General features: G+C 40.8%; 15 protein-coding genes. All 15 read right to left on the bottom strand.

Translation table 11 applies throughout. The annotated features are described in order from the left end of the window. Positions 1–121: 121 nt before the first annotated feature. Positions 122–988, bottom strand: coding sequence for a 4-hydroxy-tetrahydrodipicolinate synthase (gene dapA, locus JI666_RS01900; protein WP_206888388.1), 867 nt, complete (start codon positions 986–988; stop codon positions 122–124). A gap of 5 nt (positions 989–993) precedes the next feature. Then, positions 994–2,265: an aspartate kinase gene (gene dapG, locus JI666_RS01895; protein WP_136945508.1), complete on the bottom strand. Its 1,272-nt coding sequence runs from the start codon at positions 2,263–2,265 to the stop codon at positions 994–996. A gap of 19 nt (positions 2,266–2,284) precedes the next feature. Beyond that, complete coding sequence (gene asd, locus JI666_RS01890; RefSeq protein WP_206888386.1) at positions 2,285–3,331, bottom strand: aspartate-semialdehyde dehydrogenase; 1,047 nt, start codon at positions 3,329–3,331, stop codon at positions 2,285–2,287. A 133-nt stretch (positions 3,332–3,464) separates the two neighbouring features. Further along, positions 3,465–4,058, bottom strand: a complete 594-nt coding sequence (locus JI666_RS01885) for a dipicolinate synthase subunit B (protein ID WP_206888383.1) — start codon at positions 4,056–4,058, stop codon at positions 3,465–3,467. After that, a complete protein-coding gene (dpaA, locus tag JI666_RS01880) occupies positions 4,055–4,957 on the bottom strand; it encodes a dipicolinic acid synthetase subunit A (protein ID WP_206888380.1) in 903 nt (300 codons plus the stop codon). Before dpaA ends, JI666_RS01885 begins: the two co-directional genes overlap by 4 nt. 105 nt (positions 4,958–5,062) lie before the next feature. After that, positions 5,063–5,305, bottom strand: a complete 243-nt coding sequence (locus tag JI666_RS01875; protein ID WP_206889273.1) for a YlmC/YmxH family sporulation protein — start codon at positions 5,303–5,305, stop codon at positions 5,063–5,065. Between the two features lie 122 nt (positions 5,306–5,427). Then, on the bottom strand, positions 5,428–6,666 hold the full coding sequence (locus JI666_RS01870; RefSeq protein WP_206888377.1) for a M16 family metallopeptidase: 1,239 nt from the start codon (positions 6,664–6,666) through the stop codon (positions 5,428–5,430). 80 nt (positions 6,667–6,746) lie between these two features. Then, positions 6,747–7,706, bottom strand: coding sequence for a polysaccharide deacetylase family protein (locus tag JI666_RS01865; RefSeq protein WP_206888375.1), 960 nt, complete (start codon positions 7,704–7,706; stop codon positions 6,747–6,749). Positions 7,707–7,912: 206 nt separating this feature from the next. Continuing rightward, complete coding sequence (locus JI666_RS01860) at positions 7,913–10,030, bottom strand: polyribonucleotide nucleotidyltransferase (RefSeq protein ID WP_206888371.1); 2,118 nt, start codon at positions 10,028–10,030, stop codon at positions 7,913–7,915. 137 nt (positions 10,031–10,167) lie between these two features. Further along, a complete protein-coding gene (gene rpsO, locus JI666_RS01855) occupies positions 10,168–10,437 on the bottom strand; it encodes a 30S ribosomal protein S15 (protein WP_048309782.1) in 270 nt (89 codons plus the stop codon). A 131-nt stretch (positions 10,438–10,568) separates the two neighbouring features. Further along, entirely contained in the window at positions 10,569–11,501 is a 933-nt protein-coding gene (ribF, locus tag JI666_RS01850; RefSeq protein ID WP_206888368.1) for a bifunctional riboflavin kinase/FAD synthetase, read from the bottom strand. An 18-nt stretch (positions 11,502–11,519) separates the two neighbouring features. Beyond that, the gene (gene truB, locus JI666_RS01845) at positions 11,520–12,416 is read right to left on the bottom strand and encodes a tRNA pseudouridine(55) synthase TruB (protein ID WP_206888365.1); all 897 of its coding nucleotides are present in this window, start codon (positions 12,414–12,416) and stop codon (positions 11,520–11,522) included. 65 nt (positions 12,417–12,481) lie between these two features. Next, the gene (rbfA, locus tag JI666_RS01840) at positions 12,482–12,832 is read right to left on the bottom strand and encodes a 30S ribosome-binding factor RbfA (protein ID WP_206888362.1); all 351 of its coding nucleotides are present in this window, start codon (positions 12,830–12,832) and stop codon (positions 12,482–12,484) included. 20 nt (positions 12,833–12,852) lie between these two features. After that, complete coding sequence (locus JI666_RS01835; RefSeq protein ID WP_048309786.1) at positions 12,853–13,128, bottom strand: DUF503 domain-containing protein; 276 nt, start codon at positions 13,126–13,128, stop codon at positions 12,853–12,855. Continuing rightward, positions 13,125–15,206, bottom strand: coding sequence for a translation initiation factor IF-2 (infB, locus tag JI666_RS01830; RefSeq protein ID WP_206888359.1), 2,082 nt, complete (start codon positions 15,204–15,206; stop codon positions 13,125–13,127). The genes JI666_RS01835 and infB overlap by 4 nt, the downstream gene beginning before the upstream one ends. Between the last annotated feature and the right edge of the window lie 4 nt (positions 15,207–15,210).

The raw sequence follows: 15,210 nt of genomic DNA, 5'->3' as shown, positions 1-15,210 counted from the left end.
ACTATTGTCCCCTTCCTAACTCTGGTAGTAGTAGTATGAACGAGACATTGTTTTACCATTCATTACAAAACATCCCCATATTGCCTAAAAAAACGGACGCCATAGGCGTCCGTCGAACATATTATTTAGATAGCATAGCAGCTAATGATGAACGCTCTTCAGCTGTAAGAGGAATCATTGGCAGTCGAACACTTCCAACGTCCATTCCTTTTAGCTGAAGGGCAGTTTTTACTGGTGATGGGCTTGGGGCTTTAAAAAGCTCATTCATAATCGGTAAAATCTGGTGATGAATCGATGTTGCTTTCTTTACTTCCCCTGCTTCATAAGCAGCGATCATTTCCTGCATCTCGTTTCCAAGAACGTGAGCAGCTACTGAAATAACGCCATCTCCGCCTATAGACATAATCGGTAAGGTTAACCCATCATCTCCACTATAGACTGAGAAAGAATCCTCTGTTTGACTAATGATTTCAGTAATCTGATCAAGATCTCCACTCGCTTCTTTAACAGAAACAATGTTTTTGATTTTAGAAAGCTCTACAATCGTTTCAGCTGTCATATTCACAACAGAGCGACCCGGAATGTTATAAATCATGACAGGAAGTTTTGTTGATTCAGCGATAGCTTTGAAATGCTCGAAAAGACCCTTTTGTCCGGGTTTGCTGTAATAAGGTGCAACGATCATGATTGCATCCACACCTACAGCTTCCGCTTTCTTCGTTAGCTCAATTGATGCATGTGTATTATTACTACCTGTTCCAGCTATAATTGGAACTCTTCCATCTGCTATTTTAACGGAATGCTTGAACAAGGCAACCTTTTCTTCTGACGAAAGCGTTGGAGATTCACCGGTAGTTCCGGCAACAACGAGTCCATCAGTTCCGTTCTTTAATAGATAGTTGATTAATTGTTCCGTTTTCGCGAAGTCAACATACCCTTTACGATCAAAGGGAGTGACCATAGCTGTTAATACTTTTCCAAAATTCATTTCTTTCACTCCTTGCCTTCAGCTTGAAGCTGATCCTTCATTTCTTCTAATTCCTGTCCTGGAGCAAGATGTAAATGAAACACATCATGCAACGCGTTAACAGCCGCTGACAAATCATGCTGTCTTACCAGAACCCAAATGGTTGTATGAGAATCAGCCGACTGAAGTATATCAATGTTTTCTTGAGCAAGCGACTCAACAATCTTCGCAGTAACACCAGGTACACCACTCATACCCGCTCCTACAGCAGATACTTTCGCACAATCTTGAATGATTTCTGGATCGTAGCCCATTTCATTTAAAGTCAAAACTGCTCGCTCTGTCATTTCTTCCATTACAGTGTATACGACACCTGTAAGGCTGATGTTAATGAAGTCAACACTAATTCCTTCTCGAGCCATAGCTTTAAATACTCTGGACTGAAGATCGTATTGCCCCTCTTTCGCGAAGACTTTAATTTGTGTCACGCCACTCACATGAGCGATACCCGTTATCACACGATCTATAACCTGTTCACCTGTGATCTTACCAGTAGCAGATGTAACAAGTGTTCCTGTTGAGGACGAATAAGTAGATCGAATACGCATTGGAATCTTCGCTTGCATCGCAATTTCAACGGCACGTGGGTGAATCACCTTTGCACCTTGATAAGCCATATTACAAACTTCATTATAAGTCACAATGGAAAGCGGGCGCGCTTTTTCAACAAGACGAGGATCGGCTGTCATAATTCCTTCCACATCTGTGAAAATATCAACCCACTCAGCCGTTAGTGCTGCACCAAGAGCTGCAGCCGAGGTATCACTACCTCCACGACCAAGTGTTGTAACATCGCCATCTTTTGTAACACCTTGGAAACCTGTTACAACCACAACGTCCATCGTCTTGAGCTCTTCCATGAGACGTTCTGATTTCATTTCAAGAATTCTTGCTTTACTATGCTCGGCAGTCGTCATAAACCCTGCCTGGCCACCTGTATAGGCTGTGGCTCTAAGACCTTCTGTAAGTAGCAAGTTTGAAAAAACGACAGAAGAAATGCTTTCTCCACAGGAAACTAAGAGATCATATTCCCTTGAAGTTACTTTACGATTGCGATCACCAATCAATCCAAGCAACGTATCTGTTGCATAGGGATCCCCTTTTCGACCCATCGCTGATACGACGACGACAACTTTATATCCATCGCTGACTGCTTCTTTAATATGGTTAACAGCTCTAAGTCTGCCGTCTTCACTTTTTAATGAAGTTCCGCCAAACTTTTGCACGATGACTTTCATTCAGAACACCTTCTTATGTCTATTTCAAAATATTAAGGGCTGCCAAACTTTCGGCGATTTGGACAGAATTCCATGCTGCCCCCTTGAGTAGATTATCAGAGACAATCCACATATGGAAGCCATTTTTTTGATTTAGATCTTTTCGAATACGACCCACAAAAACATCAGATTTCCCTACAGCATCGAGCGGCATAGGATAAACTTGTTTAGAAGGGTCGTCCTTCAATGTTACTCCTGGAGCATTTTTCATTAGTTCTTTCACATCCTCAACGGTTACATCATCTCGACCGATCTCCACATAAACAGATTCAGCGTGACCTGTCTCAATTGGAAGACGTACGCAAGTTGCAGCTACATGTAGCTCAGCGTCATGCATAATTTTCTTCGTTTCATTTATCATTTTCATTTCTTCATAAGTAAATCCATTATCTTCAAAAACATCAATTTGTGGGATCGCATTAAATGCGATTGGATAATGATTCTTGTCTCCCTTAACTGGAAGAATTTCTGGAGTGTACTCTTCTCCATTTAATGCAGCTTGTGACTGTTCTTTCATCTCAGTAACAGCGTTCGCTCCTGCACCTGAAACTGCCTGGTAAGTAGAAACAATAATTTTATGAAGGCCGTATGTTTGCTTAAGTGGTTCAAGTGCTGCCACCATCTGTATAGTTGAACAGTTTGGATTCGCAATAATCCCTTTATGATCGTTTAAATCGCTTTCGTTCACTTCTGGTACCACAAGTGGAACTTCCGGATTCATTCGGAACGCACTTGTATTATCAACAACGATAGCGCCTCGTTTAACTGCTTCAGGTGCTAATTCTTTCGAAACACTACCTCCAGCACTAAATAAGGCAAGCTGCACCCCTTCAAAAGCTTCAGGTGTTGCTTCCTTTACCGTTAATTCCTGATTTTTGAAAATGACTTTTTTACCTGCTGAACGTGATGATGAAAGGAGCGTTAAGGTCGATATCGGAAAATCTCGTTCCTCTAGTGTTTGAATCATTTGTTGTCCGACTGCACCTGTTGCTCCAACTACTGCTACATGATATTGGTTTCCGCTCATTTCTTTATTCTCCTCCCATAGTCCATTCCTAAATCCATCACAACAGAAGGAGAAACCGAGGTTTCTCCTCCTACTTAGTGATTTTATTCTCTATTTTATCATAAACCTAATCTAAAGAAAGAAAAATCAATTGTTAATCTAAATACCGCTCCACTAGTACCGGTTGAATCTGCTTCCCTTGGATGGCCATCTCAATTGTTTCTTTCAATGAAGGCATTCGAGCGACAAGTGAGTTTGGCTTTTTAACAGGATCATCCTGACCAAATGGGATAAAATAAATATTTTTGGTCGACATCAACCTCAAAATATTTGTGCCATTTAACCCAAGACCATCATTCGTCGATATGCCAAGAACGACTGGTTTTTCATTTCTTAACGTTGCTTTTGCCCCCATTAAAACAGGAGAATCAGTCATCGCATTAGCGAATTTACTAATAGAATTGCCTGTTATTGGAGCAATGACCATACAATCAAGCGGCGTTTTAGGGCCAAACGGTTCTGCTTTTACAATTGAATTTACAGCAGAATTGCCTGTAATTTCTTCAATTCGAGCAATCCAGTCTTCGCCTACCCCAAACCTCGTAGTCGTGTTCATAACAGTATGTGATACAAATGGAGTGACTTTGGCTCCAGATTGAACGAGCTCTTCAATTTGAGGGACGACGGCATCATACGTACAATGAGAACCTGTTAAACCAAAACCGATGTGTTTCCCTTTCAAACTCATGGAGTGTTCTCCTTTCCCTTTTGAGACTGCTCAATCAGCAGCTGAGTCAATACATTAGCAATAATTTTCCCCGCTGTTTTCGGTGCAACAATACCAGGAAGTCCTGGTGCAAGAAGCGCCTTAATGCCTCGTTTTTCTGCATATCGAAAATCCGTTCCTCCAGGCTTCGAAGCAAGGTCAATCACAAGCGTATGAGAAGGCATTTTTGCGATCACTTGTGACGTTACAATTTGGGCTGGTATTGTATTGATACAAACATCTAGATTCGAAACGTTATGAACGAGGTCTGATAAATGAAAAGGTTTTAATCCCATTTCCGTAATTCTGGCAATATGTTCTGGCTTTCTTGCTCCCACACTGACGTTCGCACCAAGTGCCGCAAATGTCCGTGCAACAGACATACCCACTCGACCTAGTCCTAGTACTGCAATGTTTGATTGATGAATTGTAATATCAGTATGCTGAATAACCATCATGACAGTTCCTTCTACCGTCGGGATGGAATTATAAATTGCAACATCATCTCGTTCAAATAGGCAAACTAAAGTCCTGGACGCCTCGGAAACCATTTGATTTAAACAACTGTTACTGATTCCACTATAAATTGTACAGTGGGAAGGAGTTTGTTTCAGTTGATCTGCTGTTAAGATAACTTTCTCATTAGAAAAAATCGTATCTACTTCCCCTTCAAGCGTCGTTCCACCCACTGGAAGGATAATCGCATTCAGTGTTGAAAGCTTAACTTCATCCATTGTACATTTCGTTGCTCCGGTGAATCCGTGATCAAGCTGATCAAACCCGATTAGGTATAAGTCCGCATTCAGTTCGGTCAACTTTCGAATAATTTCAAGCTGGCGGGCATCACCGCCAATTATGGCGATGTGTTGATTCGTTAGCATCGTTCCTCCCCTTTCCTTTTCCACGTCTTACTACGGGGATTAATGTAATTTCTCAACATTCTATGTGGTGAATACCCGCTTGGTGAATTTAGAATGAACTCCAATTTAATCCTTTTTATTATTTTGAACGATAATCATATCTCTTCCAATTGTTTCAATATGATCCCAAGGTATTGAGATATCTTGTTCTTTACGCTTAAAACCCATCCAGGAGGACTTAGGAATAATCAAAGCTTTTAATAATCCCGTCTTTTCATCAAATAAAAGATCTGTTTGACCTAGTACACCGAGCTTCTGTCCTCTTTCAATGTCTATTAATTCTTTACCACTTAGTTGGCTAAGCCTCATCATTCTCCTCCTAACATTCGCGTTTATATATCCTAGTCTATGAATAAGACCCGAGAGGAAGACATGAATTATCACGACTAAAAACCCGCCTCTTTAGTAGAGACGGGCTTTTAATCAAAATTTTATTTCATGCCATTGGGTAATTTACCGTTCGGACTAATCAACGAACAGGAGAAATCGTCTGTAAACATAGATTGAATCATATTGTTTACATTTTCATGATTCACACTTTCAATATTCGTAATAATATCATCGAGTGTGCGGTGTTGATTCAGTAATAATTCATTTTTACCGTTTCGGCTCATACGGCTGTTTGTACTCTCAAGGCTAAGCATCAAGTTCCCTTTCAGCTGCTCCTTGCAATTCTTAAGCTCTTTTGATGTTATTCCATCATTCTTAAATTCTGTTAATGTCTTCTGAATCGTTTCATATAGACGATCGAGCTGGTTTTGTGCTGTCCCTGCATAAATTGTAAGCAATCCGCTATCTTTATAAGCAGAATGATACGAGAACACAGAATAAGCAAGTCCTTGGTCTTCCCTTACATCCTGGAAGAGTCGGCTACTCATACTTCCACCAAGAACATTATTCATAACAATTAAGCTATAAATATCGTCAGTACCAAATGGAAGTCCTTCGTATCCGAGACAAAGGTGAGCTTGCTCTGTTTCTTTTTTACGAGCAAGATGGCCTGAGTGAAAGACTGGTGCAGTCACATCAGGCTTTCCTGCAGGAGTTTCCCAGTGTTCAAAAGCAGCTTCTACTTTTTTCATAAAGGATTCATCAATATTCCCTGCAATAGATACTACGATATTGTCAGGTGTATAGTGACTTTGCATATAGTCTCGCAACGTTTCTCCAGAAAACCCTTTTAATGTATCTTCAGTCCCGAGAATTGGCATTGCTAATTCATGATCACCGTAACTCGCCTGACTTAACATGTCATGAACGATATCATCTGGCGTATCTTCATACATTTTGATTTCCTCGTGAACAACGTTCTTCTCTTTGGCAAGCTCGGTAGCATCAAACGTTGATTGGAAGAACATATCTGTTAACACATCAAGTGCATAATCAGCGTGCTCATCGAGAACTTTTGCATAGTAACACGTATACTCTTTCGATGTAAACGCATTAACTTGACCACCAATACTATCAAAAGATTCAGCAATTTCTTTTGCACTTCTCTTTTCTGTTCCTTTGAAAAACATATGCTCAAGGAAATGTGAGACACCATTTAACTCTTTTGGTTCAAAACGAGAACCAGTTCCAATCCAGATTCCGATGGCGACCGATCGAACTGTTGGTATATTTTCTAACACTACCCTTACACCATTTTTGCAAGTTACTTTATTTATCAAGCCTTTTCCTCCTGTATCGTAACCTTTTCTTTCGTAATCTTCCAAAATCACTATATCATTAATGAAGATAGGAAACAATTCTATGGTCTTTTCTCAATTCGTTTCGAATCTAACACTTGTGAGACTGTACCAGGATGATATCCGCGCTTTTTAACTCCGCGAATAATAGCCTCAAGGCTTTTTTCTGTCGAGTCTGTAGGGTGCATCAAAACTAATGCGCCAGCATGAACCTTCTGCAACACTCGATCCGTTATTACCTGTGGAGCAGGTTTCTTCCAATCCACTGTATCAACAGACCAAAGAACCGTTTGCATGCCAAGACTGTCAGCAATCTGAACTGCATTGTTCGCATAGCTACCGCTTGGTGGTGCGAAAACAACTGGCTTTTTGTCGATTGTCGCTTCAATAACTTTATTTGTATCTTCTAGCTGTTTACGAATGGATGCATTACTTAATTGCTTTAAATCAGGGTGAGAATAGGCATGATTTCCAATTTCGTGCCCTTCTTCATCAAGCATACGCACCATATCTGGATTTTTCTTAGCCCATGATCCATCAAGGAAAAACGTTGCGTGAACATTGTTTTTCTTTAACACTTGTAGCATATCTGGTAGGTACTCTTCCCCCCACGCAACATTTATCATTAAAGCGACCATTGGCTTTTTAGAATTTCCTTTATACACTGCTGTTGGTTCAAGGTCCTCTAACTGGATATCAGGTTCAACTTCTTTTCTAACAAGCATGTCTTCGTTAAAAGACTTACCCTTCATTTTCTCGTAGGAGGCTTCTGCGTCTATCATAATTCCATTATAACCCGGTATGCCTTTCCAAACACGGTCAATCATGGCATTAACAGGTAGTATATCAAGTTTCGCTTTCGCTTCATTTATCTCACTATATAGTGGACTACCATTAACTGTTATAGTAGCCTGTTCTTTTAAATTACCAAGGTACATCGATGTATAGGGGTTCTGAAGTGAACCTGCTGCAACCGCTAAGATCATAATGAAAACAATTAAATGAATCCAGGATTTCTTCATTGTTTTGCCCCCTTTTGTACAAAGGGTATGTGTTTAAGTCAAGCTATAGAACGAAACACTTTATAAAAATCTTTTATGATAGGCTATGTTAGCTTCCATTGTTGATTTCTCGATTTATGACTAATTAACATATCCTTATGATAAGGTTCTCTTTCGTTCGCATCTTATACTAAAAAAAAAAAAGAACCCGGCCTAAGCCGAATTCTTTAGTTCTTTTGACTTTGTTCTTCACGTTCACGCTGCTCTTTCAATAGCTCTTTACGAGAAAGGTTAACGCGTCCTTGCCTATCAATTTCTTTAACTTTAACCATAATCTCATCACCGATCGAAACAACATCTTCAACTTTGTTAGTTCGTTCTTCTGCAAGTTCAGAAATGTGAACAAGACCTTCTTTACCAGCGAATAGTTCAACAAATGCACCGAACTTCTCAACTCGCTTAACTTTACCAAGGTATGTTGTCCCAACTTCAACTTCACGCACAAGATCTTCGATGATTTTCTTAGCCTTTGCGTTCATTTCTTGTTCAGTAGAAGAGATGAAGACTGATCCATCTTGTTCGATGTCAATTTTAACGCCCGTCTCTTCAATAATTTTATTAATCATTTTTCCGCTTGGTCCGATAACATCGCGAATTTTATCAGGCTTAATTGACATTGTAAGGATTTTAGGTGCATATGCAGAAAGCTCAGTACGAGGCTCATTAATAGCGCTCATCATGTTTTCAAGAATTGCAAGACGTCCGTTTTTCGCCTGCTCAAGAGCCTGACGAAGAATGTCTTCGTTAATTCCAGAAATTTTAATGTCCATTTGAAGAGCTGTTACACCTTGCTTCGTTCCAGCTACTTTAAAGTCCATGTCACCAAGAGCATCTTCCATGCCTTGAATGTCAGTAAGAACTGTTACATCTTCTCCATCACTTACAAGTCCCATTGCAATACCTGCAACTGGTGCTTTAATCGGCACTCCTGCATCCATCATCGCAAGCGTACTTGCACAGATGCTTGCCTGTGAAGTCGAACCATTTGATTCAAGCACTTCAGATACAAGACGAATTGTATAAGGGAAATCCTTCTCAGTCGGGATCACTTGCTCAAGAGCACGCTCACCAAGTGCACCGTGACCAATCTCACGACGACCAGGTCCACGCATTGGGCCAGTTTCTCCTACGCTGAACTTCGGGAAGTTATAGTGATGCATAAAACGCTTCGATTCCTCTGTACCTAGACCATCAAGGATTTGGACATCTCCAAGTGCTCCAAGCGTACAAATGCTAAGTGCCTGAGTTTGTCCACGAGTGAACAGACCTGAACCGTGCGTTCTTGACAGAATACCAACTTCAGAATCAAGCGGGCGAATTTCATCAACGCCGCGTCCATCAGGTCGTACTTTATCTTTCAAAATTAAACGGCGAACTTCTTGCTTTACGAAGCTGTTCAAAATTGATTTCACTTCATCAGCACTATATTCTTCGCTTTCTTCGTACGCTTCTGTTGCACGCGTCATAACAGCGTCAATTGCTTCTTGTCTTGCATGCTTTTCAATCACTTTTACAGCTTCTTTAACGTCAGAAAGGTACTGCTCGCTAAGCTCAGCTTCAAGCGTTTCGTTTGCTTTCTTAAGCACTACTTCACGCTTCTCTTTACCAGTTGCTTCAATGATTTGTTCCTGGAAAGAAATTAGACGCTTAATTTCCTGATGTCCAAACAGAATACCTTCAAGCATCGTTTCTTCAGGAACTTCTTCAGCACCTGCTTCAACCATGTTAATAGCTTCTTTCGTACCAGCTACAGTTAAATGAATATCACTTTGTTCAAGCTGATCAACGTTTGGATTCACGACGAATTCACCGTCGATACGTCCTACAATAACACCAGCAATAGGACCATCAAATGGTAGATCACTAATACCAAGTGCTAGAGATGAACCGAACATAGCTGCCATCTCTGAGGAACAGTTTTGATCAACGCTCATAACTGTACTTACTACCTGTACTTCGTTACGGAAACCGTCAGGGAATAAAGGACGAATCGGGCGGTCAATTAGACGACTCGCTAGGATTGCCTTTTCACTTGGACGGCCTTCACGCTTGATGAAACCTCCAGGAATTTTACCTACTGCATATAATCGTTCTTCATAATTAACCGTTAGTGGGAAAAACGGAAGGTCTTTAGGCTCTTTTGAACCTGTAACCGTTGCTAATACGGCTGTGTCGCCGTAGCGAATCAATGCCGCACCGCTCGCTTGCTTTGCCAGTTGACCAATTTCAACCGACAACTCACGACCGGCCCAATCAATTGAAAACACTTGCTTGTCCTGTGCCATTAATGTGAGAACTCCTCTCATCCAATAAAATCATTTCTTTTATTATACCCTAACCTTTTTGCATCTAAAAAGAAAGGAAGAAATCTATGTATTTTAACCTAATAAAAAAGCGGGAAATATCCCGCTTTTCTGAATCATTATCGACGTAGACCAAGTTCTTTGATTAGTTCGCGGTAACGAGTAACGTCTTTGTTACGAAGATACGTTAAAAGATTACGGCGTTTACCAACCATCTTAAGAAGACCGCGACGAGAGTGGTGGTCTTTCTTGTGGAAACGTAGATGATCGTTCAAATTGTTGATTTCCTCAGTAAGGACAGCGATTTGAACCTCTGGAGAACCAGTATCATTCTCGTGAGTTTTGAACTTAGTGATAAGTTCTTGCTTACGCTCTTGTGTGATTGCCATCCGTTTCACCTCCTTAATTTCTAATCCCCTGGTACCGCGCAAACGTCGGTGACTCGATTGCCCAGTATAGGTTGTGTACTTTCCGTACGAATATTAGATTACAGGTTTTCTTACCAAAATGCAAGGGGAAACTACTTAAGTATTCTTCTTGCTTCTTCAGAGTCTTGACCAATTTGTTGAATTAAGGCATCAACTGAAGGGAATTTAACTTCCCCACGAATTTTTTTATGGAATTCTACCATCACATTTTGGCCATATAAATTTCCCTCATAATCAAATACATGGACCTCCAGTGATGGATGCTCTGGCTTTTCATCATAAAAGGTTGGTTTATACCCTATGTTACAAACACCGTTCAGCCAGGAATCCTCTGCCTTCAACCGAACAGCGTATACACCTGTAGATGGAACAAGATAATCGGCTTTTAGCTCAACATTAGCTGTTGGAAATCCAATTGTACGTCCACGCTGATCGCCTTTTACAACCGTTCCCTTCACAATATAGTTGCGACCAAGAACACCTTTAATGTTCTCGACAGCCCCTTCACGAATATAAGAACGAATTAATGTTGAACTAACTTTTTCATCATGTTTTGATACTTTATCAATTATGGTTTGATTAAACTTGTTTCGAGCATGAAATGGCATTGAGTCCATTGTTCCTCTTCCTTTACTTCCATATGTAAAGTCAAAACCTGCTACAACGTGTACAACTGATAAAGCAATAATGTAGTCATCTACGAACTGCTGTGGTGTTAAACCAGCTATAGTAGGGTCAAACTTTACGATGTAAAGTACGTCGATACCAAGCTGTTCAATCAAATCAATTTTCTCATCGAGTGGTGTAATGGCTTCTGTTTGTGGTGTTGAACTGCCCAATACCACAGAAGGATGGGGATAAAACGTCATAACAGCAGCGTCTACTCCCATATCTACTGCGATTTCTTTAGCAGTAGATATGACTTTCTGATGGCCCTGGTGAATTCCATCGAAATAACCAAGTGCCATGACAGATGGGTTGTCTGCTTCCATCTTATGAGGATGAGATAAATAAATTGTCTTCAACGGTTTCACCTTCTAACTTCATCTCGAAAACACTTTCTCAGGCTTCATTAAGCCAGGTTTCTCAGGATGTTTTTGATAGATTGCAATTGCTTCTCCGTCCTTATTGTACATAACAAGCCGCTCCGCTGTCATCTCATCCACTTGAGGAAGCACTGCTCCATTTTGAAGCTTTTCTTCAAACTCAGGTTCTACGGTTAATGAGGGCATTGCGGAAAGAGCGTATTCCATTGGGAACAGAGATAGCGTGTCCTCTTCTATCATCTGTTTAATCTCATCAAATGTCAAACATTCTTCTAGTTTAAATGGGCCGGAAGCAGTACGAATCAAGAAAGACATATGGGCTGGAAACCCAAGCTTTTCCCCAATATCAACCGCAAGTGTACGGATGTAAGTCCCTTTGCTACAAGTGACACGAACAGGAAGAGAGACAGTTCCTTCTTCATGTGTGACCTCACCAATTAACTCAAGCTCATAAATTGTTGCTTTTCTAGATGGGCGCTCTACGACTTCTCCCTTAAAGGCATACTCATATAGCTTCTTTCCGTTTATTTTTACGGCAGAATACATAGGTGGAATTTGTTCGATATCCCCTCTGAACGCAGCCAGGGCTTCTTCTATTTCGTCAGCAGCCGGCATTCTTTCCACATGCTTTTCCTTCACTTTATCTCCAGACGCATCTTCTGTGGTTGTTGAAAACCCTAATGTGATAACGGCTTCGTACGTTTTTGAGAAATCAGTCATGTATTGAGCCACTTTCGTTGCTCTACCAATACATAAAGGTAGGACGCCAGTCACATCAGGATCCAATGTACCGGTGTGTCCAACTTTCTTCGTTCGTAAAAGCTTTCGTGTGATTGCAACACAATCATGTGACGTCATCCCAGCAGGCTTTTTCAATGGTAATATACCGTTCATACTTTTCCTCCTTTCATTACGATGACATAGAGAAAGGATAGACATTCCTGCCTATCCCTTCGTCATTACTCATCCGTTTGATTTAAATCTGCAAGAAGTCGCTCGATTTTGTTACCATAATCAATTGATTCATCGAACTCAAAGTAAATTTCCGGCGTTTTGCGAAGACGAATTCGTTTCCCTATTTCTGAACGGATAAATCCAGTTGCTTTCGCAAGACCGTTAAGGGTAGCTTCTTTCTTCTCTTCATCACCGAGAACAGTAATAAATACTGTTGCTTGTTGTAGATCATTCGTAACTTCAACAGCTGTTACCGTAACGAAACCTACGCGCGGATCTTTGATTTTCCTGCTGATTATATCACCAAGTTCTTTCTTCATCTGTTCACCAACACGATTTGCGCGAACATTACTCATCGTTACACCTCGTTTCTTTCCTAAAGCCATTCATAAGTAGCTCGAGTGAGCTCGATATCAGGACGTGAATCAATCAATGAAACGGCACGCTGAAGCTCACGCTCACAGGCCGTCTTGCTTGAAGCGGTCGTGACGATACCTATAACCGTATGCTGCCACAGATCCTGACTATCAAGCTCAGAAACAGCCAGATTATAATGCTTCAGCCGGCTTATAACCGACTGAAGCACAGACCTTTTTTCTTTCAGAGATTGTGCATCATAAATGATGCATTCACATTCTACATAACCGATCACTTAGGCTTTACTTCCTCCATGATGTAAGCTTCAATAATGTCTCCTTCTTTCACATCATTGAACTTAGTAAGCGTTATTCCGCATTCGTATCCTTTAGCCACTTCTTTCGCATCGTCTTTAAAGCGTTTCAGTGTATCCACTTCACCTTCAAAGACCACAATGCCGTCACGGATGACACGAACACCAGAATTCCTTGTAATCTTACCTTCTGTTACGTAAGAACCTGCAATAGTACCAACTTTGGATACTTTAAATGTTTCACGAACTTCAGCCTGACCAATGACCTTCTCTTCATAAACAGGGTCAAGCATCCCTTTCATAGCAGATTCAATTTCTTCAATCGCTGTATAGATTACGCGGTGTAAACGAATCTCTACTTGCTCTGATTCAGCTACTTTCTTCGCATTCGTATCTGGACGTACGTTAAATCCAATAATGATTGCGTTAGATGCTGAAGCAAGAATGATATCTGATTCTGTAATAGCACCAACAGCTGTATGAATAATATTAATCTTCACACCTTCTACTTCAATCTTACGAAGCGAGCCAGCTAGTGCTTCAACTGAACCCTGTACATCAGCTTTAACGATTACGTTAATGTCCTTCACATCGCCCTGTTGAATTTTCTCAAATAGATCGTCTAAGTTCATTTTTGAAGACTCTTTACGCTGTGCTTCAATTTTTTGTTGGTTACGCGCTTCACCAACTTGACGAGCCGTTTTCTCATCTTCAAATGCTACAAAACGATCTCCAGCGTGTGGAACATCACTTAGTCCCGTTACTTCAACTGGTGTAGACGGTGCAGCAGTTTCAACACGCTTACCTAGGTCGTTAACCATTGCACGAACACGGCCAAAAGTATTCCCTACTACTACTGGGTCTCCTACTTTTAGTGTTCCTTCTTGTACAAGAAGTGTTGCAACTGGGCCACGGCCTTTGTCAAGCTGTGCTTCAATTACTGTACCTGTAGCGAGCTTATCTGGGTTTGCTTTAAATTCTTCTACTTCAGAAATAAGAAGAATGGTATCAAGAAGTTCTTCAATTCCCTCACGCTTAATAGCAGAAAGGTTGACGAAAATTGTATCTCCACCCCATGCTTCAGAAACCAATTCATACTCAGTTAGTTCCTGCATAACGCGGTCAGGATTTGCACCTTCTTTATCCATCTTATTAACGGCAACGATAATTGGCACCTCAGCCGCTTTTGCATGGTTAATCGCTTCGACAGTTTGAGGCATAACACCATCATCAGCTGCAACAACAAGGATTGTAATATCCGTTACTTTCGCACCACGTGCACGCATTGTTGTGAAGGCAGCGTGTCCAGGTGTATCAAGGAAAGTAATTTTCTTGTTCTTGTCTTCGATTTGGTAAGCACCGATATGCTGTGTAATACCGCCTGCTTCACCTTGAGTTACTTTTGTGTCACGGATGCTATCAAGCAGCGTTGTTTTACCATGGTCGACGTGACCCATAATTGTAACTACAGCAGGACGCTCAACAAGTTTCTCTTCTTTGTCTTCACTAGTGTAATTATCAAGGTCTGTTACTTCAAATGGTTCTTCTTCTTCGACCTTAACACCATAGTCATCACAAATTAGTTCCATTGTGTCTTTATCAAGTTCCTGGTTAATTGTAGCCATAACGCCAAGACCCATTAACTTTTTAATTAGTTCTGAAGCATCTTTACCAAGTTTTTCAGCAAGCTGCCCTACAGTTAATGATCCCATAAACGTTACTTTTGAAGGCAGTCTTCTTGGAGCAGCCGTGTTTTTAGGAGGCTGTCCTTTACCTCGACGGTTAGGACGTCGTCCGCCTCGGCGGTTATTTGGTGCACTCTTACTTTTTGGATTTGCATTTGCTTTTGGGTTGTTTCGGTTGTTTTTATTTTCCATACTGTTTTTGTCGCTTCCCTTTTTGGATTGTTTCGAATTGTTTTTAAGCTTATCAACAGTCTGATCGTCAATCACAGACATATGGTTACTCACCGTAATATTCATGCTTTTTAACTTTTCGATAACATCCTTACTAGTTGTATTATGTTCTTTTGCATATTCATGAATTCGCATCTTACTCAAACGA

This window comes from Bacillus sp. NTK071 (assembly GCF_017303315.1).
Classification (GTDB): domain Bacteria; phylum Bacillota; class Bacilli; order Bacillales; family Guptibacillaceae; genus Guptibacillus.
Note: the sequence above shows the minus strand (reverse complement) of the source record. Positions and strands in the feature narration are given on the sequence as shown.